We start from the raw sequence: 23,704 nt of genomic DNA on the forward strand, positions 1-23,704 counted from the left end.
TTCACTCCAACTCCCCCCACGGTGCGGGGACCTGCTCGTTCACCGAGCTGATGAGCGCGTTGAGGTCGATGCGGACGAGGTCCACGTCCGCGATGCGCAGGGTGAGGTCGCCGGTGATGACGACCCCGCCCGCGAGCAGCCGGTCGAGCAGGTCGACGAGGGCGATCTCACGGCGTTCGACGACGGTCACGCGTTCTCCTCCTCGGGCCCTTCGGCTCGCTGCGTCTCCCCCATCTCCCCGGTGAAGGAGTAGGCGGCCCACGGTCCGGTGAGCTCGACACGCAGTCCGGGGACGTCGTCCTTCGTACGGTCCACGGCTTCCACGAATTCCTCGGATTTCCCGCGCGGGACGAGATAGGCGGCATTCAGTACGTTCCGGCCGGCGAATCCGGAAAGCGTGGGATTCTGTGGTGCGTGCAACCGGAAATCCTCTGCACGTCCGGAAAGGGTTTCGTGCAGGCGGCGGGCGAACGTCTCGGCCTTTTCCCACATGTCCTCGTGGGACCGGTTGCGCATACGCCGCTGCCGCAGATAGTCGCGCCCGGACGCGGCTTTCTCGGGCGGGCGGGCGGTCTCGGCGGCCTCCGTGTCGAGGTAGACCTTGACGCCCCACTCCACCCGGCCCTCCAGCCGGTCCAGCGTCCGCCCGAAGGCTTCCTCGCGGGTCTCCATCATGACGCGGACGCCGCTGTCGTCACGGAAGACGGTGCCGAGCCGGAGAGGCAGGGGCGTGGTGACCGCGGTGAGCGCGTCGATCACGCCTTGGTGGGCACGGGCCGTGTCGGTCAGCCAGTCCAGGTCCTCCAGGTGCGCCTTCAGTGGCCCCTCGGCGAAGTCGCGCTCGGGCACCTCGCTGAGGACGGCGATCAGGCCGTGGTGCGACAGGAGCTTCGGCGGCGCGCCCGCGACCCCGGTCAGCTGGGACTGGAGCGCGGCGCCGAAGGGCCGGCACACGGCGTAGACGTACCGCAGTCCGGTCATCAGGTCTCCTCCTCCTGCTCCTGCTGCTCCATCTGCTCCTCCAACTCCTCCCGTCGGCGGCGCCGCTCGCCCTGCTCCAGTGACGGTTCGGCCCGGGTGCGGCCACGGCCCTCCAGCAACGCCTCGCTCTCCGGGCGTCCCTCTTCGATCGCCGCGAGCCGGGCGCGCAACTCGGCGTTCTCACGGTTGAGTTCCTCGCGGCGCGCCTTCGAGCTCAACATCGGGTCGGTCTCCCACCAGTCGATGCCCATCTCCTTCGCCTTGTCGACGGAGGCGACGATGAGGCGGAGCTTGATGGTGAGCAGTTCGATGTCGAGCAGGTTGATACGGATGTCTCCCGCGATCACCAGCCCCTTGTCGAGCACACGTTCGAGTATGTCGGCCAGGTTGGCGCTGCCACCCTGGCCGTACGGTTCCGGTGCCCGGCCGGGAGGAAACGTCATCGCCGGCTCCCACCCGCAGTGGCCCTCTCGTCTTCTTCCTCTTCCTCTTCTTCTTCGTACTCCTCCTCGGCGGCGTCTTCAGGAGCCTCGTCCTCAGGAGCCTCGTCCTCAGGGATCTCGTCGCCCTCCTCGTACTCCTCCTCGGGCTCCTCCTCGCCCTCTTCGTACTCCTCGGGCTCCTCGGACTCCTCGGCCTCCTCGCCCTCCTCCTCCGCCACGGCGTCCTCGTGACTGCGGACGACCTCGGCGTCGCGGATCTCGCCGCGCCAGCCGTCCTCCGCCTCGCCGCGCAGCGTGATGAAGCGGGCGAAGTGCTTGAGGTCGAGCCGAGCCCGGCGGCCCTGGGCGCGCCAGATGTTGCCGGTCTTCTCGAAGAACCCCGAGGGGTAGTACTCGATCAGCAGCAGCACACGGGTGAGGTTCTCGCCGAGGCTGTGGAAGGAGACCACGCCCTTCGTGGTGCCCTTGGCGCCCTCCGACGTCCACGAGATGCGGTCGTCGGGCACCTGTTCGCTGGTCGTGGCCTTCCAGCTGCGGCCGGACCACAGGACCTTGAGCTGCCAGTCGGAGTGCGTGTCGTCGTCGCGCTTCGCGCTCTTCACGCCTTCGGCGAAGGTGCTGAAGGTCTGGTACTGGGTCCACTGGTCGTAGGCGGTACGCAGCGGTACGCCGACGTCGATGGACTCGATGATGACCGTGGGCTTGTTGCCCGACCGGCCCTTGCCCTTGCCCTTGCCCATGCCACCACCCAGTTTCTTCAGGGCGCCGAACACGCTGTCCTTGGCCCGGCCGGCGCCCAGCTCCAGAGCGGAACGCAGTGGCCCCTTGCCCTCGGCGAGCTTGCGGCCGCCGTCGAGGGCGAGCTTGCCGAGACCGGGGCTGTTGCCGTCGGCTATGTCGTTGAGCTTCGTGGTCGCATCACCGAGCTTGCGCCCGGCGCCCGTGAGCAGTCGCTGAGCCTGCGCGGCCAGATACTCCTGGGCCTCGGCCTTGAGATGGTCGACGGCGGGGCTGTGGGCCAGACCGCCGAGCGGAGTCTCCTTCGCCCCGTTGGCAGCCGAGCCGGCAGCGTCCTTCGCACGCCCGGTCACCGAACCGACAGTGTCAGTCATCGCCTCCGCCTCCCTTCACGTCCAGCGCCCCGAAGGGGGCGCGGGGAACTGCGCGACCAGCCCCGTACGACCCGCACCCGACCACGGCCGAACCGGGCGGACGAGACAGGCACCCACTCACAGTCACCGTCCCCGCCTCCTCTCACGCCCCGAATCACTCGTGGCCTTGCGCGAGGACGTCCTGGAGGTGGCCGTCTTCTTGGCGGGCGCCTTCTTCGCGGCGGTCGGGCGCCCCGCCGTCTTCTTGGCCGGGGCCTTCTTGGCGGGCGCCTTCTTGGCCGGTTTCCTGGCCGCGGCCTTCTTCGCCGGGGCCGCCGGGGCCTTCTTCGCGGCCGGGGGCTCCTCTTCCGGCTCTTCTTCCGGCTCTTCCTCCTGGCCCTCGTCGGCGGCCTCGGCCTCGCCGTACTCCTCGTCCGTGTCCTCCTCGTCCCGCTCGTCACGGTCCTCACTGTCGCGAGGCTCCTCTTCGGCCTCCTCGGCGCCGCCCACGCCGGGCACGTCCGGGGTCACGCCCGCGAGCTGGTCGCGTACCTGGGCGGTACGCCCGTGCAGCCGACCCGCGAGTCCCTCGATCTGCCGCTCGAGCAGGGCTCCGCCGGCCGCCTTGCCCGCACCGCGCACGCCCTCGCGGAGCTGATCGCCCATCTCCTTGAACTGCGGATTCTTCTGCAGTTGCTGGGACGCCATTTCCGCGAGCGCCTTCGGGCTCAGATGCATCCGCTTGCCCGCCACCAGGGTGCCGAGCGCGACCGCGAGCTTCATCTTCTTCGTCCGTCCGAGGACGTATCCGGCCCCGACAGCGAGGCCCAGTCCCACACGATTCATCTTGTCGTCCCCTCGTCTGTAGTCCCCCCGCCGGTTTGCCCGCCCGTTCCCGCGCTCCAGCTCAGAGCGATCTCCAGCCGGTCCAGGAGCTCGTCCTCCGAACGGTCGAACTCCTCCTCATCGATCTCGCCCGCCTCGAGCCGCTGCTCGAGCCGGGCGAGTTCGGCGCGGACGGTGGCCGGGTCGTAGTACTGGCGCTCGGCCTCGGCGAGTACCTGTCTCACCGCCCAGAGGCTGCCGCGCACCGGCGCGAACGGCAGCAGCAGCACCTCACTGATCAGTCCCATGACTGCACCTCACCCGATCTCACACCTGGGGCCCCGTCTCCGCGTGCTCCGACGGCCCCGGTTCCACGAAGCTGTACGGCGGCAGCGGCCCGTTCACCCGCACTTCGAGGTGCGGGTGGCTGTTGCCGACCTCCTCCACGGCGGCGAGGAAGGACTCGGCCTCCTCGCGGTTCACGAGGAACGACAGGTTGGCGAGCCAGCCGGTGGACTCGGGACCCGCGCTCACCGCCTCGGCGGCCGGCTCCAGCGCGTGCTGCACCTCCGCCGCGTCCTCGGCCTCCAGGCCCTGCACCGCGGCCGCCACCATCTCGCCGAGCTGCAGCCGCTCCTCGTAGGTTCCGCCGCCCGCCTGCCGGTTGGCCTCGGTGGCAGCCCTGACCTCGGGGTTGCCTGCCATCACCCGGTGCAGCACGGCCTCCTCGTCGTGACTGGCCTTGACGTTGTACTCGACCCTGCCGTCCAGGGCCCGGAGCCGCTCCTGGTAGTGCTCGGCACGCTCGGCCAGCACCCCCGTCACGGACTCGTCGTCCGGGGCGACGCTGCCGAACCGCATGGGCAGCACGGCGCCACCCGCGCCCGCCTCGCTCAGCACGTTCTGGTGGGCGAGCAGGTCCTTGCGCTTGGGGCGCAGCCCCTCGGGGGCGTCGCTGACGATGGCCGCCAGCTCGCCCTCCTTCAGAACGCGCACCGGACGCGCCGGATCGCCGACTCCGCCCATGTCCTCGGGGAGAGCGGAGTGCGAGCTCGCGGCGATGCCGTACACATACGTGCTCACTCCTGCTCCTCCTTCCGGCGCGAACTCGTCGTCTTGCGGGCACGCGGCCGCGGTTCTGCCTGGCCCTCCTCGCGGGCCTGCCTGAACGCGTCCGAGACCGTCTCGGCGGCACCGGACAACGCCCCCTTGGACTTGCCGCGCGCACCGGACTCGGTGATCTCACCGACGATGTCCGGCAGACCGGGGCTCTTGCGCGGCCCGGCCTCCAGGTCGAGCCGGTTGCACGCTTCGGCGAAGCGCAGATAGGTGTCGACGCTGGCGACCACGACTCGGACATCGATCTTGAGAATCTCGATCCCGACGAGGGAAACCCGTATGAAGGCGTCGATGACCAGCCCCCTGTCGAGAATGAGCTCCAAGACGTCGTAGAGGCCGCTCGAGCCACCACCACCGCCGGACTGCTGTGCCGGGACTACGGTCATGCCGTCTGTTCCTCCTTGTCTGTCTGACGCTGTAGATCTGTGACTGTCTGACGCTGTAGGTCTGTCTGGCGCTGTACGGGACGGCGGCGGCCTACCGGCCGCGCTGCCGATGTGGGTCCGCTCTCCCGCGCTCGTAGCGACGCACCCGCCGGTACCCGGTCAGCTCCCCGTCCGGGTCGAGCTCGACCTGGTAGCTCGCGATCAGGCTCATCGTGTCGGGGACCCGGGCCAGCTCGAGGGCCTCGATCTCCAGGGTCCAGCCGTCCTCGCTCTGCTCGAAGGACGTCACGGACTCGGGTTCCATGCCGGTCAGCTCCGCGAACTGGGTGCGCGCGTGGCGCAGCACCTCCATGGGGCTGGGCCGACGGTCCGCCGCGTCGCTCTCTCGCTTCCGTGAATTCTGTGTCTTTGGTGTGTTCGATGTGTTCGCCATGGCCACCTCGGTGACCGAGTGGCCCCCCGAACGGTGACCAAACCTCCACATGGACGTGCGAAGGCCGGGCTTCCGCGTCCCCCGTCGCCGACCTGCGGTCCGGCCCTCGGTCACGCAGCCGGTTCAGCCTCCGCCGGGCCGGGCCCAGGGCCCGGCCCGGCGCATCAGGACCTCCTGATCGTGGCTGTTCAGGGCACCACGGCGTGCTCCACCAGCAGCCGGGCCGACGCCGCGATCGACTCGGCGTCGATGCCCGCGGTGTGCAGCTGCTCGGCGGGCGTGGCCGAGCCCGGCATGTTCCGTACGGCGAGCCGGACCAGGCGCGGCACCGGGCGCCCGTCCAGGAACGCGTCCAGCACCGCGTCGCCGAGGCCGCCCTCCTCACGGTGGTCCTCGACGGTCACCAGGCACCCGGTGCGTTCGGCGGCCTCGCGCAGGGTGCGGCGGTCGACGGGCTTGACCGAGTACAGGTCGATCACCCGTGCGCTGATGCCCTCGGCCTCCAGCGCCTCGGCCGCGGCGAGCGCCTCGTGGACGGTGACCCCGGCGGCGACGAGCGTGAGCCGGTCGTGGTCACCGGCCTTCAGCACCTTGCTGCCGCCGATGGGGAACTCCTCGGTCGGGCTGTAGATCACGGGGCCCGCCCCGCGCGACGTCCGCAGGTAGCGGATGCCGTCCAGGCCGGCCATGGCGCCGACCAGCTTGGCCGTCTGGTTGGCGTCGCACGGGTACAGCACGGTCGAGCCGTGCAGCGAGCGGAACATCGCCAGGTCCTCCAGGCCCATCTGCGAGGGCCCGTCCTGGCCGATGGCGACGCCCGCGTGCGAGCCGACGAGGTTCAGCCCGGAACCGCTGACCGAGGCCATGCGCACGAAGTCGTGGGCCCGGGTGAAGAACGCGGCGAACGTGGACGCGTACGGCACCCAGCCGCGTGCGGCCATCCCGACCGCTGTGGCGACCATCTGCTGCTCGGCGATGTAGCACTCGAAGAACCGGTCGGGGTGTTCCTTGGCGAAGAATTCCGAGCGCGTGGAGTCGCTGACCTCGCCGTCCAGGGCGACGATGTCACCGCGGGCCGCGCCGAGGGCGGCGAGGGCCTTCCCGTAGGCGTCACGGGTGGCGACCTCCTCGCCGATCTCGTAGCGCGGCAGTTCGAGGTGGCCCGTGCGCACGGCGTGCAGCATCCGGGCGGCGGGCGGTGGCTGGACCTCGATGTGGAGGTCGCGGACGCCGCCGAGCTCCGCGATCGCCTCGTCGGGCTCCGGCAGCGGCTTGCCGTGCAGTCCCTCGCGGTCCTGGACGGACTCGACGCCCTTGCCCTTGAGGGTGCGGGCGAGGATCACGGTGGGCTGGCCACTGGTGGAGAGGGCCTCGCCGTACGCCCGGTCGATCGCGTCCACGTCGTGGCCGTCGATCTCGATGGTGTGCCAGTCGAAGGCCTGGAAACGGCGGGCGTACGCCTCGAGTGAGTGCCCGTGCCGGGTGGGCCCGCGCTGGCCGAGCCGGTTGACGTCGACGATCACGACGAGGTTGTCGAGGTGCTCGTACCCGGCGTGCTCGGCGGCCTCCCAGATGGAACCCTCGGCGAGTTCGCTGTCGCCGCACAGCACCCACACGCGGTAGCCGGTGCGGTCGAGCCGCTTGCCGGCCAGCGCGATGCCGACGCCGACGGGCAACCCCTGGCCGAGCGAGCCGGTGGCGGTCTCCACCCACGGCAGGCGCTGTGGGGTGGGGTGCCCTTCGAGTCGGCTGCCGAGCTTGCGGTAGGTCATCAGCTCGGTCTCGTTGATGGCGCCGACCGCCTTGTACGCGGCGTACAGCAGCGGGGTGGCGTGGCCCTTGGAGAGGACGAAGCGGTCGCCCGCCGGGTGCTGGGGGCGCTCGAAGTCGTAGCGGAAGTGGTGGGCGAGCAGGACGGCCATCAGATCGGCGGCCGACATGGAGGAAGTGGGATGACCGGAGTGCGCGGCGGCGGCTGCGCGGACGCTGTCGACGCGCAACTGCTGGGCGTACTCGGTGAGCTGACGGGTGTTCATGAATTTTCCTCCGTCTCTTCCTGCTCCGTCTCGTCCTGCTCCGCGGACCGCCTCGGTCGGGGCTCCGTCTTCTTCACCGGTCCCGGTTTGTCGGGCTCGTCGCCGGACGCCCTCGCCGGCCGGGGATCCGCGGCCTTCACCGGCGCGGGCTTGTTCGCGCTCTTCCGTTCCCGGTCAGTCCTCGGTTTCTCCGGCGCTCCGGGCACCGCTGTGGGCCCGGGCTTCTCGGGTGCCTCCTGCCGCTCGGCCGGGCCGGTCGGGCCGGGCTCCCCGGCTGCCGCCCCGCCCCGCTCCCGCCCGGAGGGCTCCGGCGCTCCCGGCACCCGCGCCAGCTCCGGCGAGGCCGTGTCCAGGGGGACCGACCAGGACCGTACGAGCCCCAACTGGACGCCCTGGCGCGGCAGTACGGCGTCCAGGAGCCAGTCGGCGGCGACACGGACGCGGTTGCCGGGCATGGCGGCGAGGTGGTACCCGCGGGTGACCACGCCGGCGAGCGGGCCGGAGAGCGCGACGCCGAGGGGGTTGGCCGCGGCCTTCACGCCGCCGAGGTCGACGGTGAAGCCCATGTCACGGTGGCGATAGGCGCGCCGTTCGCCCCGGCCGAAGGAGGCGAGGAGGTTGTGGGCGGCGATCTTGCCCTGCCGCCAGGCGTGCTGGGCCGTCATCGGCGTGTACTCCCCCGGCTTCTCCAGGTCCGGTACGGCGGCCGCGTCCCCGCAGGCGAACACCTCGGGGTGGCCCGGCACCTGGAGGTACGGGTCGACGAGCAGCCGCCCGCGCTCCAGGGGCCGTCCGATGCCCTCGACGAGCGGATCGGGCCGGACTCCGACGCACCACACGAGGGTGTTGGTGTCGATGAACTCCCCGTCGCTGAGCCGCACTCCGGTGGGCGTGGCCTCCTCCACGGACGTCTCTGTCCGCACGTCCACGCCCCGCTCGCGCAGCACGCGGTCGGCGGTGCGGGAGAGCCGCTCGTCCAGTTCGGGCAGCACGCGCGGCGCGATGTCGAGCAGCGTCCAGCGCGGCCGCATGCCCTCCCGCAGGGGCTGTTTGCGCACCAGCGAGTCGGTGTACAACTGCCCGTGCGCGGCGACCTCCGTGCCCGTGTAGCCCGCGCCGACGACCACGAAGGTGCACCGCGCCGCACAGCTCTTCGGGTCGTCGGACGCGGCGGCGAGCTCCACCTGCCGGGTCACGTGATCGCGCAGGTACAACGCCTCGGGCAGGCCACGGAAACCGTGCGCGTGCTCGGCGACCCCGGGGATGGGCAACAGTTTGTTGACGCTGCCGACGGCGAGCACGAGCCGGTCGTACGCCAGCGTGCCCCCGTCGCCCTCCGGGTCGGTGTAGTGCACGGTGCGCCCTTCGAGGTCGACGCCGTCGGCCTCACCGAGCACCAGCCGTACGTGGGACAGGGTGCCGGAGAGGGAGACGCTGACGCGGCGCGGCTCCAGGATCCCGGCGGCGACCTGGGGCAACAGGGGCAGATACAGAAAGTAGTCGGTCGGGTTGAGAAGGATGATGTCGGCCTTGTTCCGGGTCACCCGCGACAGTTCGCGGGCCGTCCGGTACCCGGCGAAGCCGGCACCGACGATCACAATGCGGGGTCGACTCACGGTCGCCTCCGGAGAGGTCGCGTACGGGCCTTCCGCGTCCCCCTGGGCAGGGCACCCAAACGTCCGTGGGTTTCCACTGTGGCCCCCGGGTACCCGTACCGCGACCCGGCCCGCACCCGTCGCGGAGGTACCTTCCCCCATGCCCGAGTACGGCTGCTTCCTGCCGACCGAGGGCCACCGGTGTCAGCACGGATTCTCGGCCCGGACGGTGTTCCCCTCTCCTCGCCGTCCGGGCCGAGTGCACGCTCAACGCGTCTGCTCCCAGCGGCCGGTGACTCAGCACCGGCCGACGCACCCGGTCACCGCTCCCGGTGGTGCGGTGTCTCGGGGCCGGTGTCGTCCGGGCGCGGCGCGGCAGTCGGGCGGGACGCCGACGGCCGCGCCGCGCTGCGCAGCGCGTACGCCACAGCACCCAGCACCACAGCAGTGATCAGCGCGGCGGCCCAGTCGGGCAGGCCCAGCGCGAGCAGCAGGCCGAGCGTGAGCGCGAGTGCGGCGCCCGCGTAGAGGGCGACGGCGCCGGACGCGGCGTACAGCACGGCCGTGCGGCGCTGCTTGCGGGTCTGCTCCCGCAGTTCGTCCCGTACGGTCTCGCGGGCCACCTGCGCCAGCTCGTCGACCAGGTGCTTGTCCAGATGTTCGAGATGATCCAAGCGATCCATCGCGTCCGGGTACCCATGGGCCGCCGCGGGTAACACCGCCCTCACGTCCGACGGATTCCGGGGAGATCCGAAGGATCCGCAGGAAACGATCTCCTGCTCGGTCGGCCCCAACTAGGCTCGACCCCATGGAAATTCTGGGAGCCACGCTGCGCATCTGCGTCGACGACCTGGAGACCACGGTCCCCTTCTACGAACGGCTCGCGGGCGGCCAGGCCCTGCGCTTCGAGCGCGGTGGGGTCCAAGTGGCCGCCGTCGGCTGCTTCCTGCTGATGAGCGGTCCCGAGGCCGAGTTGGAGGTGCTCCGCAAGGTCGCCGCCACCATCGCCGTCAAGGACGTCGACGAGGCCCACCAGGTCCTCACCGACTCGGGCGCCCACGTCCTGGCGGGCCCGGTGGCGACACCCGTGGGCCGCAATCTGATCGCGATGCACCCGGACGGCGCGATCTACGAGTACGTGGACCGTAACGCGCCCGAGTGAGTGCCCGCGGCCGGCTCAGTCGGCGGTGATGGCCCACCGCTGGTGGTCGCGCCACGCCCCGTCGATGAAGAGGAAGTCCGGCGAGAACCCCTCCAGCCGGAAGCCGCAGCGTTGGGCGAGTGCGACGGACGCGGCGTTGCGGGGCTGCACGTTGATCTCCAGCCGGTGCAGGCCCATGGCGGTGAAGGCGTACTGGACGACGAGTCGCAGCCCCTCGCTCATGAGCCCCCGGCCGGCGGCGTGCGCGAAGGCACCGTAGCCGAGAGCCCCGCACAGGAACGCGCCCTCGACGATGTTGTTGATGTTGATGTACCCCGCGATGGCGCCGCCGTCCTTCTCACAGACGAGGAAACCGGCCTTCGTCGGGTCCTCGATCAGCCGCCCCGCGTAAGTGGCGTACGTGGTGGAGGTGACCGGGGGGTACAGCCACGGGTGGTGCAGAGCCTTGCTCTCCCGCGCCCGGGCGGTGAACTCGGCGGCGTCGTCGTAGGTGAAGTGCCGAATGCCCACGCGAGGGCCCTCGGCCAGGTAAGGAGCGGTGTCGGACACCCCGCCACGGTACGCCGCGCCCGCGCCGGCCGCCGCCCGAAAGCCACCTGGTCCGGCGCCCACCCGGTCGGGCGTCGGGAATCAGCGGACGACCGGCAGCCGCAGCACGCCCGTGTCCTCGGGCGTACTGCTGATCGTGACCCGCTTGGTGCCGCGGTTGCCGAAGTACGCGTCGTCGCTGGCCGCGACCACGAACCGCAGCCGGTGCCCCGCCTCGTACCGGTGCACGATGCCCGGGAGCGACACGGAGAACCGCTTCGTGACGTCCGGCACGCGCACGGGTGCCACCAGCCGTCGGACGAGGGTCTGCGTGCCGTCGGGCGCGACGTCGTACAGCTTCGCGAACAGCACCAGTTTGTCCGCCGCGTCCCCGGAACCCCGCACACGCGCGGCCTCCGGCGAGGTCACCCGGAGCGTCGCCCGGGGCGCCCCCACGACATCGACCGGGGCGGTGAGGGGGCCGGTCGTCCAGGCGAGATACGTCCCTTGCGTGTCGTACGGCCCCGGATCGGGCACGCCGAACTGGCCGGCCAGGGAGCTCTCGGAGTGGCTCGTCGGCGTCGGCCAGTTGGTGTAGGAGCGGCTGCCCCGGGCGACCTTCGTGCGGCTGTCGACGAGGGTGCCGTCGCCGGAGAGGTACAAGGTCTCGGTGAGGGCGGGCACATGGGCGGCCGTCGCGTATGCCCGCCCCGGGTCCGTGATCCAGTCCCGGTAGTACGCGAACGCCGGTCCCGTGTCGACGGGGTGGCGGAGCAGATGGCGGTCGAACCAGGCGAGGACGCGGCGGCCGACGTAGCTGGTCTCCAGGTTGCCCTTCGCCAGGTCGAACTCGCCGGGGGCCGGGGTGGTGGTGCCGCCGCTGTGGCCCCACGACTGCCAGATCATCCTGGCCTCGGTGCCCTGCGCGGTGAGCGTCCGGTATGTGGCCGTCGCCTCGTTGAGGTTGAAGAGGCTGTCGGCCTGGCCCTGGACCAGGAGGGTGGGCGCCTTCACCTTGCCGAGGTAGGAGACCGGGGACACGCTGCGGGCGTAAGCCAGGAGGCGCCGCGTCCGGTCCGCCGGGTAGCGCCCCGAGTTCAGCGTCCGGATCGTCTCGCACGCCCGGGTCACGAAGTGCAGACAGCCGAGGGAGTTGACCCGGGACGGGTCGAGGTTCGGCACGGTCAGCGGTTGGCCCTCTCCGACGAGGTAGAAGCCGTTGGTCCACTGCCACTTGAAGGCGCCGGGCACCGCGGGGGCGCCCAGGGCGTTGTTCGGGGTGAGCGAGTAGGCGAGGTCGTTCCAGGTGACCAGGGGGACGAGCGCGTCCACGCGGTGGTCGACGGAGGCCGTCGCCAACTGGACGGCGCCGCCGTACGACGCGCCGATCATGCCGACCCGGGGGTCTCCCTCACCGTCCTGGGTGACGAAGTCGGCCTTCGTGCCGTCGTCGGCGGCGCGCGTGCCCGCCAGGAAGTCGACGAGCCGCGAGGCCGCCGCACCGTCGGCGCGCGGGTCGTCGAGGGAGATCAGACAGCCGGACCGACCGAAGCCCAGGCCGGAGTAGACGAGGCCGACGTAGCCGCGGGCCGCGAACGCCTTGCCGATGGCGTCGGTCGTCCCGTCGGACTTGCTGCCGCCGAAGCCGTTGGTGGCGAGCACCGCGGGGGCCCGGTGGGCGCCGTCCACACCCGCCGGGCGGTAGAGGTCGGCGTCGATCGCGCAGGTCCGGTCACCTGCCTGGACCGTGAACCTGAGTGCGGTGACGGTGTACTGACCGGCCGTCGGGGCGGGCGCCGCCGTCAGGAGCGGGACGGTCAGTGCTGTGCCGAGAGCGAGGGCCGACAGGGAACGGATTCTGGGCGCACGGGTGCGGCGACGGGACACGAGGACCTCCACGCAGAGGACAACGCGACTACCGACCGGTAAGTAACGCGGTCGGTCAGTCATGGTGTGACACGTGTCGGAAAGGGTCAATCACCGAGTCGTGCGTTTCCTGACGGAGTTTCCGTGAAGGCCGGTCCCACCGTCGCCGCTGAGGGCTCGCGCCAGTGCCGCTGAGGGCTCGCGCCAGTGCTACTCCGGGCTCACGCCAGTGCCGGTTCGTCCATCGTCAGCGTGCCCGCGTCGGCGTCCAGTTCGGCCGTCACTCCGAACGGGATCGTCAGTGCCCCTTCTCCGTGCCCGAACCCGAACTCCTCGACGACCGGCACTCCGAGCCCCGCGAGCCGGTCGGTGAGCAGCCCGCGCACCTCGTCGTACGGCGCGCACTCGGCCCAGGAGCCGAGGAGGATCCCGCTGACACCGTCGAGCCACCCCGCGCGCAGCAACTGGGTGAGATAGCGGTCGAGGCGGTACGTCTCCTCGCCGACGTCCTCCAGACAGAGCAGCCCTCCGCGCGCCGACGGCCGGGCGTACCGGCCGCCCAGCTCGGAGGCGAGCAGGCACAGGCACCCGCCGAGCAGGACGCCCCGGGCCCGCCCGGGCACCAGCGCGGTCACCCGGTCGGGGGCGATGGTCCGTACCGTCTCGGGCTCGAAGAGCGTGGCCCGCAGATGCTCCTGGGCCCGTACGTTCTTGAGGAAGTCGACGCCCGCCGCCATCGGTCCGTGCAGTGTGACCAGCCCGGCCCTGGCGGCGAACGCCTCGTGCAGCGCGGTGATGTCGCTGAACCCGACGAACACCTTGGGGCCCGCGGCGCGGATCGCGTCCCAGTCGAGCAGGTCGACCATGCGCTGCGCCCCGTAGCCGCCGCGGGCGCACAGCACGGCGTCCACGGACGGATCGCACCAGGCCGCCTGGAGGTCGGCGGCCCGGTCGGCGTCGGTGCCCGCGAGGTAGTCGAACCCGGGGTGCCGGTCGAGCACATGGGGTGCCACGACGGGGTCCAGGTCCCAGCCGCGCAGGAGGTCGAGCCCGGTGCTCAGCCGCTCCTCGGGGACCGGTCCGCTGGGCGCGACGATCGCCACCCTGGCTCCCGGGGCGAGTCGGGCGGGCCGGGTCAGCGGGGCGAGGGGGGCCGGCGGAGCAGACGGGTTCGGTGGTGTCACTTGGCGAGCTCCAGGTTCGGGATACCGGGTGGGTTCAGGCCGAAGGCCTGTGCGTACAGGGAGAGTTCGGACTCCAGCACCCGCACCATGGTGTCGGCCCGCCGGAATCCGTGGCCCTCGCCCTCGAACGCGATGTAGGCGTGCGGGACCGCCCGTCCCTCCATCCTCGCCAGGAACCGCTCGCACTGCGTGGGCGGGCAGATCACGTCGTCGAGCCCCTGGAGGAGAAGGAACGGGGCGGAGATCCGCTCGGCGTGCTCGGAGGGCGAACGCTCCACGTACCGGCCGGGCACCTCGGCCAGCGGGCCGACCAGGGTCTCCAGGTACTGCGACTCGAAGTCGTGGGTCTCCCCCGAGCCCCAGGCCGTGAGGTCGAGGATCGGGTACAGGATCGTGCCGCAGGCGTAGACGTCGGTCGTGGCGAGGGACGCCGCCGTGGTCCAGCCGCCGGCGCTGCCGCCCCGGATGGCCAGCCGGCCGCGGTCGGCGGTGCCCTCGTCGGCGAGCGCGAGGGCGACGGCCGCGCAGTCCTCGACGTCGACGACGCCCCACTGCTCGCGCAGCCGGTTGCGGTACGCCCGTCCGTGCCCGGTGGATCCGCCGTAGTTGACCTCGGCGACGCCGATGCCGCGTGAGGTGAAGTAGGCGATCGCCAGGTCCAGGACCAGCGGGGCCCGGCTGGTGGGGCCGCCGTGGGCCCAGACCACGTAGGGCGGCAGTTCGTCGCCGGGCGCCACCTGGTCCGGGTGGTGCGGCGGATAGACGTGCGCGTGGATCTCGCGTCCGGCCGGGCCGTGGAAGGTGCGAATCTGCGGCTCCGGGTAGTACGAGGGGTCCACCGGGTCGTCGTGCGCGGCACCGATCACGTGCGCGTGGCCGGTGCCGACGTCCAGTTCGACGACCTCGTACGCGCTGCGGGGGCTCGCTCCGATGCCGACGACGCGCTCGCCGTGCACGGCGAGCGTGGGGGAGAACTCGGTCCAGGGGCCGGCCGTGTCGACGACCTCACTGGTCTCTGGATCGAGGATTCCGAGCGCGGTGGCGCCCCGCCCGTGGACGACGGCGATCCGTCCGTTCTCCAGGGGTGCGAACCATCTGCACCCGATCTTCCACAGCGGCCCGCCGAACTCCTCGTCCCGCGCGCAGAGAGCCCTCTCCCCGCCGTCCTGTCCCACGCCGTACAGGTTCCACCAGCCCGTACGGTCACTGGAGTACAGGAGCGTGCCGTCGGCGGCCCAGTCCGCCTGGGCGATGGACTCCTCCGGGCCGCCGGCCACGGTCCGCGGCTCCCGGAACACGCCGTCCTCGGACACGTCGGCGACGACCAGTTCCGTGCCGTCCCAGGGCATGCGCGGGTGGTCCCAGGCGAGCCAGGCCGCGCGCCGCCCGTCGGGCGACACCCGGGGGCCCGTGACGAAGCGGTGGCGCGCGTCGGTCAGTTCCCGTACGGCGTCCTGGTCCTGGGCCGCGGAGCCGTCCAGGGGTACGGCGACGAGGACGCGCCGTACGTCCGTGGGCCCGTCACCGGTGAACTCCTCCAGGACGCACCACACCTCGTCCCGGTCGGGCCGGAGCTGGGGGTCCACCCAGCGCAGTCCGCCGCCCACCGGGGAGACGGGGGTCAGGGGCCGCGGCTCACCCTCCGTGTCGTACCGGTAGAGCCGCTGGTCCGTGAAGTTCACGAACACCACCAGGGGTTCGCCGTCCCGTACGGTTCCGGCCCAGGGCTGTCCGCCGTACTCGATGACCCGGCTGCGCACGTTCCACGGCGCGGGCAGCAGCGACTCCTCGGTGCCGTCGGCCCGGCGTCGCACGAGGGTGCGCCGGCCGCCCTCGGTGGGGCGCGGCTCGGTCCACCAGGCATCCTCGCCGACGAAGCCCACGAACTCGGCGTGGCCGTCGTGCGCGGCGGCGAGCGCCGCGTCGATCGGCGAGGCCCACGAACCGTACGCCAGCGTCTGCACCTGATCCCCCATTTCGGTCATGGACGGCCGTGGTCCTAGGCGGTCCGCAGGAAGCGGTCCAGGACATCTACCCCGAAGTGCAGCGCCTCGACCGGTACGCGCTCGTCGACACCGTGGAACATCGCCCCGTAGTCGTAACCCTCCGGCAGCCTCAGCGGCGTGAACCCGTAACCGGTGATGCCGAGGCGGGAGAACTGCTTGGCGTCCGTACCGCCCGACATGCAGAACGGCACCACGTGGCCCTCGGGTGCGAACGCCTCGACGGCGGCCCGCATCCGCGCGTACGTCGGCGAGTCCACGGGCGACTGGAGGGCCACCTCGTGGTGGTGGAACTCCCACTCCACGTCGGGTCCGGTGAGCCGGTCGAGGGTCGTGCGGAACTCGTCCTCGCCGCCGGGCAGATACCGGCCGTCCACGTACGCGACGGCCTCCCCGGGGATCACGTTGACCTTGTACCCGGCGTCCAACATGGTCGGGTTGGCGCTGTTGCGGACGGTCGGCTCGACGAACGCGGCGGCCGGGCCGAGCTTGTCGAGCAGCCCGTCGATGTCGCTGAGGTCGGTCTCGATGCCGTACAGCGCGGCGAGTTCGGTGAGGGACGCGCGCACGGTCGGGGTGAGCCGGACGGGCCACTCGTGGGCGCCGATGCGGGCGATGACCTCGGCCAGCCGGGTGACCGCGTTGGCGTTGTTCACCTTGGAGCCGTGGCCCGCCCGCCCGCGCGCGGTGAGCTTCAGCCAGCCGGTGCCGCGCTCGCCCGCCGCGATGGGGTAGATCTGCCGTCCGGCGCCGTCGTGGAAGGTGAACGCCCCCGACTCGCTGATGCCCTCGGTGCACCCCTCGAACAGTCCCGCGTGCTCGTCGGCGAGGAACCCCGAGCCGTCTTCGGCGCTCGCCTCCTCGTCGGCGGTGAAGGCGATCACGAGATCACGCCGGGGCCGCACCCCGAGACGCGCCCAGGCGCGCACGACGGAGAGGATCATCGCGTCCATGTTCTTCATGTCGACCGCGCCGCGGCCCCAGACGACGCCGTCGCGGATCTCCCCGGAGAACGGGTGCACGCTCCAGTCCTCCGCCTGGGCCGGCACCACGTCCAGGTGACCGTGGAGGAGCAGCGCCCCGGCCGACGGATCGGTGCCCTCCATCCGTGCGACGACGTTCGTACGCCCCTTGGTGCGCTCCAGCAGGGTGGGCTCCAGACCGGCCCCGGCCAGCTGCTCGGCGGCGTACTCGGCGGCCGGGCGCTCCTGGCAGTCCCCGCCACCGCGGTTGGTGGTGTCGATCCGGATGAGGTCGGACGTGAACCGTACGACCTCGTCGAGAGCCTGCTCGTCGACCTGCCTGTGCGTGCTGTCAGCCATACTGCTCCTCCACCGCGGCCGAGACGATCGTGGTGACCGCCTTGAACGTGCGAATGCCCTCGTACATGGTCGCGCTGGTGTAGGCGACCTTCCGCTCCCCGATACGGGCCACACCCGGGACGACGGTGGCCGCCATCGCCAGGTGCTCCGCGTCGAACTCCAGCGCCACGGTGAACGGCCCGCTCTCGACCGGTTCGTGACGCACCGCCAGTGACGCCGCCTCCTTGGCCGCCGCGCGGATGTCGGCGGCCGTCCTGGCCGGTGTCCGGCACACCGCCGCGTACCGCGACACATGGTCCTTGACCGCGACCTTGAGCGCCTCGGGCGCGTACCCGAGGGCGTCCTCGCAGGCCACGTCGTCGCCGGTGACGAGGACGACCGGGACGCCGTACTCGGCGACGACATGGGCGTTCAGCAGGCCCTCACTCGCGCGGACGTCGTTGATCCACACCCCGGTGATCGAGTTCGCGAGGTAGGTGTGGGCGAGGACGCCCTCCATGCCCGCGCCCGCGTGGTAGCCGACGAATGCGATGCCGTCCACGTCCCCGTGCTGCACACCCTCGACCATGGACAGGGACTTGTGGCGTCCGGTGAGCATCTGGGCCCGCTCGTCGAGCCGCTCAAGCAGCAGGTTGCGCATCGTCCAGTGCGCTTCGTTGATCAGCACCTCGTCGGCACCGCCGTCGAAGAAGCCCAGCACGGCCGCGTTCACGTCCGAGGTGAACATCGACCGGCACCGCTCCCACTGCGGCGTCCCCGGCAGCACGTCGGCCGGCCACGTCACGCCGGTGGCGCCTTCCATGTCGGCGCTGATGAGGATCTTCATGGTGCGTCACGTTACGCGTCGGCGAGGAAACTTCCTACGGGGTTCCTACACGCCACATTCCTCCGTGCTCACGCGGAAGTCCGAGAACGGCCGCCACACGAACCCACGTGAGAACTCGCTGGGCCGACCGGCGTACGAGTGCGTTATGGGAACCGGATCGCCCTCTCGCGCGTATGGCCTACAGAACTGCTTCTCACGCACCGCCGATCAGTCAGAGCTGTAGGTGAGCTGTTGAGCACACGCACCGACTCCCCGTCCCGGCCCCACAGGCGCGCGCCGCGTATCCGCACCAGGCGCACCCACCGGATACGTCGTCCCACCGCCATGCACATGAACGAAACCCCCTCACCCGGGCGAGTCAGCAGAGGCCTGCATCTCCTGCTTGACTTCCTCGACCCCGGCAGTGCAGGACTCTCCTTCGGCAAGCGCCTCGTTGTGATTGCTGGGGCTGTGGTGATTGCAGCTCTCGCCTTGCTCTTTGGTGTGTGGATCACGGCCGCCGACCCCGTAGCCGACCACGTCCAGGAAAGCCAAAACGCAGCGCAGGAAAGGGCGGACAGCAAGAAGCCTCCCCTGATTCAGACGAAAGTCATCCATGAAGCCACTAACACCGATTTCGCCGAGTGGGTTCTGGACCGCAAACTCACGCCCGAAGAGGCCCGAGAGCTGAAGCGGATCAGGGCGCGGGAGACGACCAGACCCCTTGAAGCAGGTGCCCGCTGGGCAATATCCATCGGGGCCCGTCCCGTCCTGCGTCAGAACAAGAGAGGGGAGGTACAGTTCCGTTTTCAGCTGCTGGGTACGCGCACTGAACCTGTCGTGATAAACGACATCAGAGCGAGCGTAGCGAAAGGTGCCTGCCATTTCTCCGAGGCTGCCACGCGCATAGTCTTCCACTATCCCACGGAGCCTCGCGTCGGTGAAGGAGCAAAGCCATTACATCTGACCTTCGACCTGGACGATTCCGAGCCGGTTGCCAAGGTCAGGGACGTCAACGGAGATCTCCACCCCTACCATGAGGACCGTTTCGAACATGTCCGCAGCGGGGGTGCGCCCTCCGGCTTCGTCGTGCAGGCGCGCTCCGACCGGACCTGCGACTGGACGATCGAAGCCGCCTGGGCGGACGGCACGGGAGACGGCACCTTCACCGTCGATGACAAGGGGAAACCCTTCACCGTCGAAGGTCCGGTACATGCCAGTGAGGTATGGGTACAGGACCTGCGAATGGGCACGCTGTTGAAGTCTCCTCGTTGGTTCGGGCAACCTGCGGCAGGCCCGACCAGGACCGATCGGTACTACCAGGCCTGGGTCCACTACATCGAGGAACACCACCGGCAACCAAGCGGACGTCAGCTGTCAGCCGTCCTCGCCGGGCAGGGAATCAAGGGCGCGGACTCCAGGCCGGTGAGGCCGGATGCCCTGAGTCGGCACTTCCCCGAGTTCCGTCTCTACAGCGATTGGTCGAGTCTGTGGGCACGTAACGGCTATCGGCCTGGCACGGGCCCTTCGGCGAAGGAAACTGCTTCCATGGCAAGGAAAAGTTCGGAGAACTCCTGGGACTCGGCCGATGCAGTGGAGAAATACCTTCCGGAGTTCCGTCGCCGTCACCACGCACTCGCAAGGGACGAAGCCAAGGATTGGTAGGCCGGAGAGCCCGTTGTACGTGCCGGCCGTCACTGTTACGCCGTACGCCCCGCCACCAGCCACTTCGAGGGCAGCTCCACCCGGGTGCCGTCGGGTGCGTACTCGGTGGTGACGAGGGGCAGTTCGCCGTCGGCGAGGACGGTGAGGCCGGCCGCGTGGAGGTACTCGGGGACCGCGTCGTCGGGCACGTCTCCGGGGGCGATGCCGTGCCGGAAGATGGGCGCCAGCTTGGGTGGTGGTCCCTCGGCGCTCTGGGCCAGGCCGAGCAGCACCGGGCGGGCGGCTTCGGAGAGTTCGACGAGGAGGGCCCGGCCGCGCTCGCCCACCAGGGTCGCGAGGCCGTCGACGAAGGGCTGGCGGTCGTCAGGCTCGCACTGGTGCAGGACACCGCGCAGGTAGACGTTGGCGTCGCCGAGTTCGGCGTGCAGCGCCTGGGTCTCGGCCTTCTCCACCGCGTCGAGCTGCCGGTACCGGGCCTGTCCCGCCGGATCGGCGTGCCGGGCGTGGTCGAGCGCGGCGCCGGACAGGTCGGCGCCCACGACGTGCCGGAAGCGGTCGGCCAGGAAACGCGTCTGGGTGCCGTTGCCACAGCCGAGGTCCACCAACGGCAGGCCCGGGTCCACCAGGTACGGCTCGAAGAGGGCGAGATGGACGCCCGCGGTCAGTGCGGGCTCCGCGTCCCAGAACACGGCCCCCTGTTCCTGGGTCGCCTCGCTCCAGAAGCCCTCCCAGGCCTCCCGGTACCGACTCGTCACACTCATGCCCACTCCCCGGGGTGCGACCGCGGCCCACCGAGGTGGTGGGCCAGGTCGGGTGTATCGCGCCGAGGGTGAACCCACAAGCAGGCACGCGTAGTTCGGCTCGGCGCGGCGGCGTCAGCGGGAGCGGCGCGGCAACGTCAGCTCGAACCACACCGTCTTGCCGGTGCTGGTCCGGCTGGTCCCCCACTCGCGGGCCAGGGTGCTGACCACGCGCATCCCCCGGCCGTACTCGTCGCCTGGGCCCACGCTGAGCAGCGTCGGCAGGGCGGGGTCGTCGTCCTCGACCTCGCACAGCAGGGTGTCGCCCCGGACCAGGCGCAGCTCGACCCGGTGGCCGCATCCGTGCCGTACGGCGTTGGTGACCAGCTCGTTGACCAGTGTCTCGGCCGCGTCCACGAGCGTGTTCAGGCCCCAGACGTGGAGCTGTTCACGGACGGCGGCACGGGCCCTGCCGGCCTCGGCCGGGTCGCGGACGAGCCGCCACTCGGCGACGTCCTCGGGTTCGATGCCGTTGAGGCGGGCCATCAGCAGGGCCACGTCGTCCTTGCGGCCACCGCGCGTGTTGAGGGCGCGGATGATGGTGTCGCAGGCGTCGTCCATGGAGGCGGCCGGGTGGGCGGCGGACTCGCAGAGCGTGGCGAGGCCGACACCGATGTCCTCGCCGCGCACCTCGACCAGTCCGTCGGTGCACATCACGAGCCGGTCTCCGGGCTCCACCCGCACGCGTACGGCCTCGAAGGGCACCCCGCCGACGCCGATGGGCGCGCCGGTGGGCAGGTCGAGCAGCTCGCTGCCACCGTCCACGGCGCGGACCAGCACGGGTGGGATGTGGCCCGCGTTGGCGAGGTGCAGTTCACTCGCGATGGGGTCGTAGACGGCGTACAGGCAGGTCGCGAGGTAGTGCTCGCCGAGGCGCTGGGCGAGGTCGTCGAGGTTGCGCAGGAGCTGTGCGGGCGGCAGGTCGAGTCCGGCCATGGTCTGGACGGCGGTGCGCAACTGGCCCATCATCGCCGCCGAGTTGAGGCCGTGGCCCATGACGTCGCCGACGACCAGCGCGGTGCGCGCGCCGGGCAGCTTCACCGAGTCGAACCAGTCACCGCCGACGCGCCCCAGCAAAGTACCCGGCAGATAGCGGGTGGCGATGTCGCAGCCCGGCATGCGGGCAGCTATCTGCGGCAGCATGCTGTCCTGGAGCGTCTCGGCGACGTTCTCCTGGTAGGTGTACATGCGCGCGTTGTCGAGGACGAGGCCCGCGCGGGCGGCGAGTTCGGCGCCGGTGACGCGGTCCATGTCGTTGAAGACGGGGCGCTCCGGGTGGCGCAGCAGGATCATGAAGCCGAGCACCACGTTGCGTGCTTTCAGGGGCACGATCAGCATGGAACGGCCGGTGATCAGCGGCCGGATGTCGCGCTTCTCGAACTGCGCGGCGATCGCGTGCCCCATCTCCTCGCTGATGCGCGGCACGAGGACGGGCTCACCGCTGGTCATGCACTGGAAGAACGGCGTGTGCGCGGGGAACGGCATGGCCTCGCCGACCGGCACGACATCGTCCCAGCGCCCCGGCTCGTCGGTGTGCTCCAGGGCCACGCGGTGCCACATGGTGGTCGTGTCGGGCACGCCGTCGGGGAAGCCCTCACCGGCGACGACCTGTTCGCGCAGATAGGTGCCCGCGACGTCGGTGAACCGCGGTACGACGGCCCTGCTGACCTCGATGATGGTCCGGGAGAGGTCGAGTGAGGTGCCGATGCGTGAGCTGACCTCGTTGAGGAACTCCAGGCGCTCACGTACGGCGGCGTACTCGAGGTCCTCGACCTCGTCCTGGAGGTCCTCCGGCACGGGCAGGCCCTCGGCGACGGCCCGCGCGGCCCGCTCGCGGCGTACCCGGCGCTCGGCCCGGCGCGGTACGCCCCAGTCGGGGGTGACCGGCACGCGGTCGTTCTGGCTGAACTCCAGGATGGGATAGCCGAGTTCCAGTACCTGGGCGACGATGCGGGCGCTCTCGCCGACGCTCATGCTGGGCAGGATCTCGGGGAGCCTGCGGGCGAGTTCCTCGGCGCCGGGGAAGTCGGTGTGCAGGGCGAAGCCGGGGGCGATCCGCTCGACGGTGACACCGTCCTCGTCGTGTCGCATCCCGTCGGCGTCGGCGGCGAGCACGAGCAGCCGCTCCCGCCCGGGTCCGACCAGCGGGTACGCCCACCACAGTACGTCGACGCGGCCCCGGTCCCGCTCGGGGACCGTCAGGCGGGCTCGCCCGGCGGCGGGGTAGGCGAGCCGTCCGCCGAGGGACGACTCCAGGTCGGGGCCGAGTCCGTCGTCCGCGGCGTAGGACCCGTACGGGACGGCCTCGTCCGCCTCGGGCAGTGCGCCGGACACGGGCAGCAGGTCCACCGCGGGGCGACCCACCGCGTCTTCCTTCGAGGCGCCGAACAGCCGGCGGGCGCCGGTGCTCCAGTGCGAGACGTGCCCCTCGCGATCGACCACGATCACGGCGAGCGGGATGCGGCCGACGGTGGTGTGCCCCGCCGGCGCTCCTCTTCCAGCCCCGCGGCTGGGAGATGTGCCGCTCTCTCCGGCACGGTCCATGGCCAGGCCCCTCTCCCCACGGCTCCGCGAGATCTGTGCCGCCGCCACTACCGTACGGCCACGTCCGGTTGCGATGTGTGGCAATACGCCAAATTGGCCCCGGGGTCGCCTCCGGGGCGCGCACCCCGGCGCACGACTCCGGCCGCGGGTGCGCGTCAGTCCTCGTGTTCCAGCCGCAGGTCCCGTTCCGTGCCGTCGCCACCCGCGACCTGGAGGACGGTGGCCACGGGTGGGTAGCCCGAGGCCAGGACCGTGTACTCGCCGGGGGCGAGGTCACCGAACCGGAACGCTCCGTCGGCGCTGGTGGTGAGTGTGCCGACGACGCTGCCGGTGATGTCGAGAAGGGTGACGCGGGCGTCCTCGACGGGGCGCCCGCCGCCGGCGCGGACCTTGCCGGACAGGACGGCGCCGCCCACGAGTTCGATGTCCTGGCGGCTCTCGCGGGTGGCCTGGACGGTGACGGGGAGGGCGGCGGGGCTGAAGGTGTGCGCGCCGGCGGCGAGGGTGTACTCGCCGGCCACCAGCTCCGTGATGAGGTACCCCCCTTCGCTCCCGCTGCGGGTGGTGGCGACGACCTGTCCGTGGACGTCGGTGAGCGTGACGGTCGCGTCCCGCAGGGGGCGCCCGTCCGCGGTGACCACCCGCCCGGCGAGCCGTCCCGTGCCGCCGAGCACCACGTCGAGCTCCACGGGCAGCTCGCCCAGCGTCACGGTCACCGCCTGCGGCTGGTGACCGCCGGCCGCGGCGATGAGCATGTACGACCCGGCCCCGGGCGTGGCCAGCGCGTACCGCCCGTCCTCGCCGCTGGCGCCGCGCCCGATCTGCTGCCCGATCGTGTCGATGAGGGTGAGCGCGGCGCGGGGCACGACGGCGCCGTCGTGGGTCCGGACGATGCCGCGGACGGGAACGTCGGGGC

23 protein-coding genes are annotated in these 23,704 nt (G+C 71.2%); 2 read left to right on the forward strand and 21 right to left on the reverse strand.

Annotated features, from left to right (window positions below; all coding sequences use genetic code 11):
- Position 1: 1 nt before the first annotated feature.
- The 12 genes from FNH08_RS09025 to FNH08_RS09080 form a co-directional block, all read right to left on the reverse strand.
- Complete coding sequence (locus FNH08_RS09025) at positions 2 to 190, reverse strand: gas vesicle protein (protein ID WP_322724061.1); 189 nt, start codon at positions 188 to 190, stop codon at positions 2 to 4.
- Entirely contained in the window at positions 187 to 981 is a 795-nt protein-coding gene (locus FNH08_RS09030; RefSeq protein WP_152770874.1) for a GvpL/GvpF family gas vesicle protein, read from the reverse strand. Before FNH08_RS09030 ends, FNH08_RS09025 begins: the two co-directional genes overlap by 4 nt.
- Positions 981 to 1,424, reverse strand: a complete 444-nt coding sequence (locus tag FNH08_RS09035) for a gas vesicle protein (protein ID WP_152770875.1) — start codon at positions 1,422 to 1,424, stop codon at positions 981 to 983. The genes FNH08_RS09030 and FNH08_RS09035 overlap by 1 nt, the downstream gene beginning before the upstream one ends.
- On the reverse strand, positions 1,421 to 2,536 hold the full coding sequence (locus FNH08_RS09040; RefSeq protein WP_152770876.1) for an SRPBCC family protein: 1,116 nt from the start codon (positions 2,534 to 2,536) through the stop codon (positions 1,421 to 1,423). Before FNH08_RS09040 ends, FNH08_RS09035 begins: the two co-directional genes overlap by 4 nt.
- A 123-nt stretch (positions 2,537 to 2,659) precedes the next feature.
- Positions 2,660 to 3,361 (reverse strand): DNA primase, encoded by a 702-nt coding sequence (locus tag FNH08_RS09045; protein ID WP_152770877.1) that lies wholly within the window; start codon positions 3,359 to 3,361, stop codon positions 2,660 to 2,662.
- Complete coding sequence (locus FNH08_RS09050) at positions 3,358 to 3,648, reverse strand: gas vesicle protein GvpG (protein WP_152770878.1); 291 nt, start codon at positions 3,646 to 3,648, stop codon at positions 3,358 to 3,360. Before FNH08_RS09050 ends, FNH08_RS09045 begins: the two co-directional genes overlap by 4 nt.
- A gap of 19 nt (positions 3,649 to 3,667) precedes the next feature.
- Positions 3,668 to 4,423, reverse strand: coding sequence for a GvpL/GvpF family gas vesicle protein (locus tag FNH08_RS09055; RefSeq protein WP_322724064.1), 756 nt, complete (start codon positions 4,421 to 4,423; stop codon positions 3,668 to 3,670).
- Positions 4,420 to 4,845: a gas vesicle structural protein GvpA gene (locus FNH08_RS09060; protein WP_152770879.1), complete on the reverse strand. Its 426-nt coding sequence runs from the start codon at positions 4,843 to 4,845 to the stop codon at positions 4,420 to 4,422. Before FNH08_RS09060 ends, FNH08_RS09055 begins: the two co-directional genes overlap by 4 nt.
- Before the next feature lie 91 nt (positions 4,846 to 4,936).
- On the reverse strand, positions 4,937 to 5,278 hold the full coding sequence (locus FNH08_RS09065; RefSeq protein ID WP_152770880.1) for a gas vesicle protein GvpO: 342 nt from the start codon (positions 5,276 to 5,278) through the stop codon (positions 4,937 to 4,939).
- Between the two features lie 188 nt (positions 5,279 to 5,466).
- A complete protein-coding gene (locus FNH08_RS09070) occupies positions 5,467 to 7,314 on the reverse strand; it encodes a transketolase (RefSeq protein WP_152770881.1) in 1,848 nt (615 codons plus the stop codon).
- Positions 7,311 to 8,930 (reverse strand): NAD(P)/FAD-dependent oxidoreductase, encoded by a 1,620-nt coding sequence (locus tag FNH08_RS09075; protein ID WP_322724066.1) that lies wholly within the window; start codon positions 8,928 to 8,930, stop codon positions 7,311 to 7,313. Before FNH08_RS09075 ends, FNH08_RS09070 begins: the two co-directional genes overlap by 4 nt.
- 299 nt (positions 8,931 to 9,229) lie before the next feature.
- Entirely contained in the window at positions 9,230 to 9,592 is a 363-nt protein-coding gene (locus tag FNH08_RS09080) for a phage holin family protein (RefSeq protein ID WP_152770883.1), read from the reverse strand.
- Between the two features lie 125 nt (positions 9,593 to 9,717).
- On the opposite strand from FNH08_RS09080, the gene FNH08_RS09085 reads away from it, so the two are divergent.
- On the forward strand, positions 9,718 to 10,071 hold the full coding sequence (locus FNH08_RS09085; protein ID WP_152770884.1) for a VOC family protein: 354 nt from the start codon (positions 9,718 to 9,720) through the stop codon (positions 10,069 to 10,071).
- A 15-nt stretch (positions 10,072 to 10,086) separates the two neighbouring features.
- Here the strand turns inward: FNH08_RS09085 and FNH08_RS09090 are convergent, their stop codons facing one another.
- The 6 genes from FNH08_RS09090 to FNH08_RS09115 form a co-directional block, all read right to left on the reverse strand.
- Entirely contained in the window at positions 10,087 to 10,620 is a 534-nt protein-coding gene (locus FNH08_RS09090; RefSeq protein WP_322724068.1) for a GNAT family N-acetyltransferase, read from the reverse strand.
- Positions 10,621 to 10,701: 81 nt separating this feature from the next.
- Entirely contained in the window at positions 10,702 to 12,498 is a 1,797-nt protein-coding gene (locus tag FNH08_RS09095) for a CocE/NonD family hydrolase (RefSeq protein ID WP_407704345.1), read from the reverse strand.
- 188 nt (positions 12,499 to 12,686) lie between these two features.
- Positions 12,687 to 13,568: a S66 peptidase family protein gene (locus FNH08_RS09100; protein WP_322724070.1), complete on the reverse strand. Its 882-nt coding sequence runs from the start codon at positions 13,566 to 13,568 to the stop codon at positions 12,687 to 12,689.
- A gap of 77 nt (positions 13,569 to 13,645) precedes the next feature.
- Positions 13,646 to 15,625, reverse strand: a complete 1,980-nt coding sequence (locus tag FNH08_RS09105; protein ID WP_152770897.1) for a dipeptidyl-peptidase 5 — start codon at positions 15,623 to 15,625, stop codon at positions 13,646 to 13,648.
- A gap of 23 nt (positions 15,626 to 15,648) precedes the next feature.
- Positions 15,649 to 16,974 (reverse strand): M20/M25/M40 family metallo-hydrolase, encoded by a 1,326-nt coding sequence (locus tag FNH08_RS09110; protein ID WP_152770886.1) that lies wholly within the window; start codon positions 16,972 to 16,974, stop codon positions 15,649 to 15,651.
- Positions 16,967 to 17,800 carry a M55 family metallopeptidase gene (locus tag FNH08_RS09115; protein WP_152770887.1) on the reverse strand — a complete coding sequence of 278 codons (834 nt, stop codon included), beginning with the start codon at positions 17,798 to 17,800 and terminating at the stop codon, positions 16,967 to 16,969. Before FNH08_RS09115 ends, FNH08_RS09110 begins: the two co-directional genes overlap by 8 nt.
- A gap of 330 nt (positions 17,801 to 18,130) precedes the next feature.
- Between FNH08_RS09115 and FNH08_RS09120 the strand changes: the two genes are divergently transcribed.
- Positions 18,131 to 19,444 (forward strand): hypothetical protein, encoded by a 1,314-nt coding sequence (locus tag FNH08_RS09120; protein WP_152770888.1) that lies wholly within the window; start codon positions 18,131 to 18,133, stop codon positions 19,442 to 19,444.
- Positions 19,445 to 19,479: 35 nt separating this feature from the next.
- Here FNH08_RS09120 and FNH08_RS09125 read toward each other — a convergent pair whose 3' ends face one another.
- The 3 genes from FNH08_RS09125 to FNH08_RS09135 form a co-directional block, all read right to left on the reverse strand.
- The gene (locus tag FNH08_RS09125; protein WP_152770889.1) at positions 19,480 to 20,205 is read right to left on the reverse strand and encodes a class I SAM-dependent methyltransferase; all 726 of its coding nucleotides are present in this window, start codon (positions 20,203 to 20,205) and stop codon (positions 19,480 to 19,482) included.
- A gap of 114 nt (positions 20,206 to 20,319) precedes the next feature.
- Positions 20,320 to 22,788 (reverse strand): ATP-binding SpoIIE family protein phosphatase, encoded by a 2,469-nt coding sequence (locus FNH08_RS09130; RefSeq protein WP_194238429.1) that lies wholly within the window; start codon positions 22,786 to 22,788, stop codon positions 20,320 to 20,322.
- Between the two features lie 155 nt (positions 22,789 to 22,943).
- On the reverse strand, positions 22,944 to 23,704 hold a 761-nt coding region (locus tag FNH08_RS09135), incomplete at its 5' end, for an MSCRAMM family protein (RefSeq protein ID WP_152770891.1).

Source organism: Streptomyces spongiae, assembly GCF_009377185.1.
GTDB classification, from domain to species: Bacteria; Actinomycetota; Actinomycetes; order Streptomycetales; family Streptomycetaceae; genus Streptomyces; species Streptomyces spongiae.

What these genes read in the sequence shown, in the direction of transcription:
- FNH08_RS09040 (WP_152770876.1), bottom strand. Translation starts at nt 2,536, where the DNA reads ATGACTGACACTGTCGGTTCGGTGACCGGGCGTGCGAAGGACGCTGCC.
- FNH08_RS09050 (WP_152770878.1), bottom strand. Translation starts at nt 3,648, where the DNA reads ATGGGACTGATCAGTGAGGTGCTGCTGCTGCCGTTCGCGCCGGTGCGC.
- FNH08_RS09120 (WP_152770888.1), top strand. Translation starts at nt 18,131, where the DNA reads ATGAACGAAACCCCCTCACCCGGGCGAGTCAGCAGAGGCCTGCATCTC.
- FNH08_RS09125 (WP_152770889.1), bottom strand. Translation starts at nt 20,205, where the DNA reads ATGAGTGTGACGAGTCGGTACCGGGAGGCCTGGGAGGGCTTCTGGAGC.
- FNH08_RS09115 (WP_152770887.1), bottom strand. Translation starts at nt 17,800, where the DNA reads ATGAAGATCCTCATCAGCGCCGACATGGAAGGCGCCACCGGCGTGACG.
- FNH08_RS09030 (WP_152770874.1), bottom strand. Translation starts at nt 981, where the DNA reads ATGACCGGACTGCGGTACGTCTACGCCGTGTGCCGGCCCTTCGGCGCC.
- FNH08_RS09105 (WP_152770897.1), bottom strand. Translation starts at nt 15,625, where the DNA reads ATGGGGGATCAGGTGCAGACGCTGGCGTACGGTTCGTGGGCCTCGCCG.
- FNH08_RS09060 (WP_152770879.1), bottom strand. Translation starts at nt 4,845, where the DNA reads ATGACCGTAGTCCCGGCACAGCAGTCCGGCGGTGGTGGTGGCTCGAGC.
- FNH08_RS09085 (WP_152770884.1), top strand. Translation starts at nt 9,718, where the DNA reads ATGGAAATTCTGGGAGCCACGCTGCGCATCTGCGTCGACGACCTGGAG.
- FNH08_RS09130 (WP_194238429.1), bottom strand. Translation starts at nt 22,788, where the DNA reads ATGGACCGTGCCGGAGAGAGCGGCACATCTCCCAGCCGCGGGGCTGGA.
- FNH08_RS09110 (WP_152770886.1), bottom strand. Translation starts at nt 16,974, where the DNA reads ATGGCTGACAGCACGCACAGGCAGGTCGACGAGCAGGCTCTCGACGAG.
- FNH08_RS09065 (WP_152770880.1), bottom strand. Translation starts at nt 5,278, where the DNA reads ATGGCGAACACATCGAACACACCAAAGACACAGAATTCACGGAAGCGA.
- FNH08_RS09045 (WP_152770877.1), bottom strand. Translation starts at nt 3,361, where the DNA reads ATGAATCGTGTGGGACTGGGCCTCGCTGTCGGGGCCGGATACGTCCTC.
- FNH08_RS09035 (WP_152770875.1), bottom strand. Translation starts at nt 1,424, where the DNA reads ATGACGTTTCCTCCCGGCCGGGCACCGGAACCGTACGGCCAGGGTGGC.
- FNH08_RS09080 (WP_152770883.1), bottom strand. Translation starts at nt 9,592, where the DNA reads ATGGATCGCTTGGATCATCTCGAACATCTGGACAAGCACCTGGTCGAC.
- FNH08_RS09070 (WP_152770881.1), bottom strand. Translation starts at nt 7,314, where the DNA reads ATGAACACCCGTCAGCTCACCGAGTACGCCCAGCAGTTGCGCGTCGAC.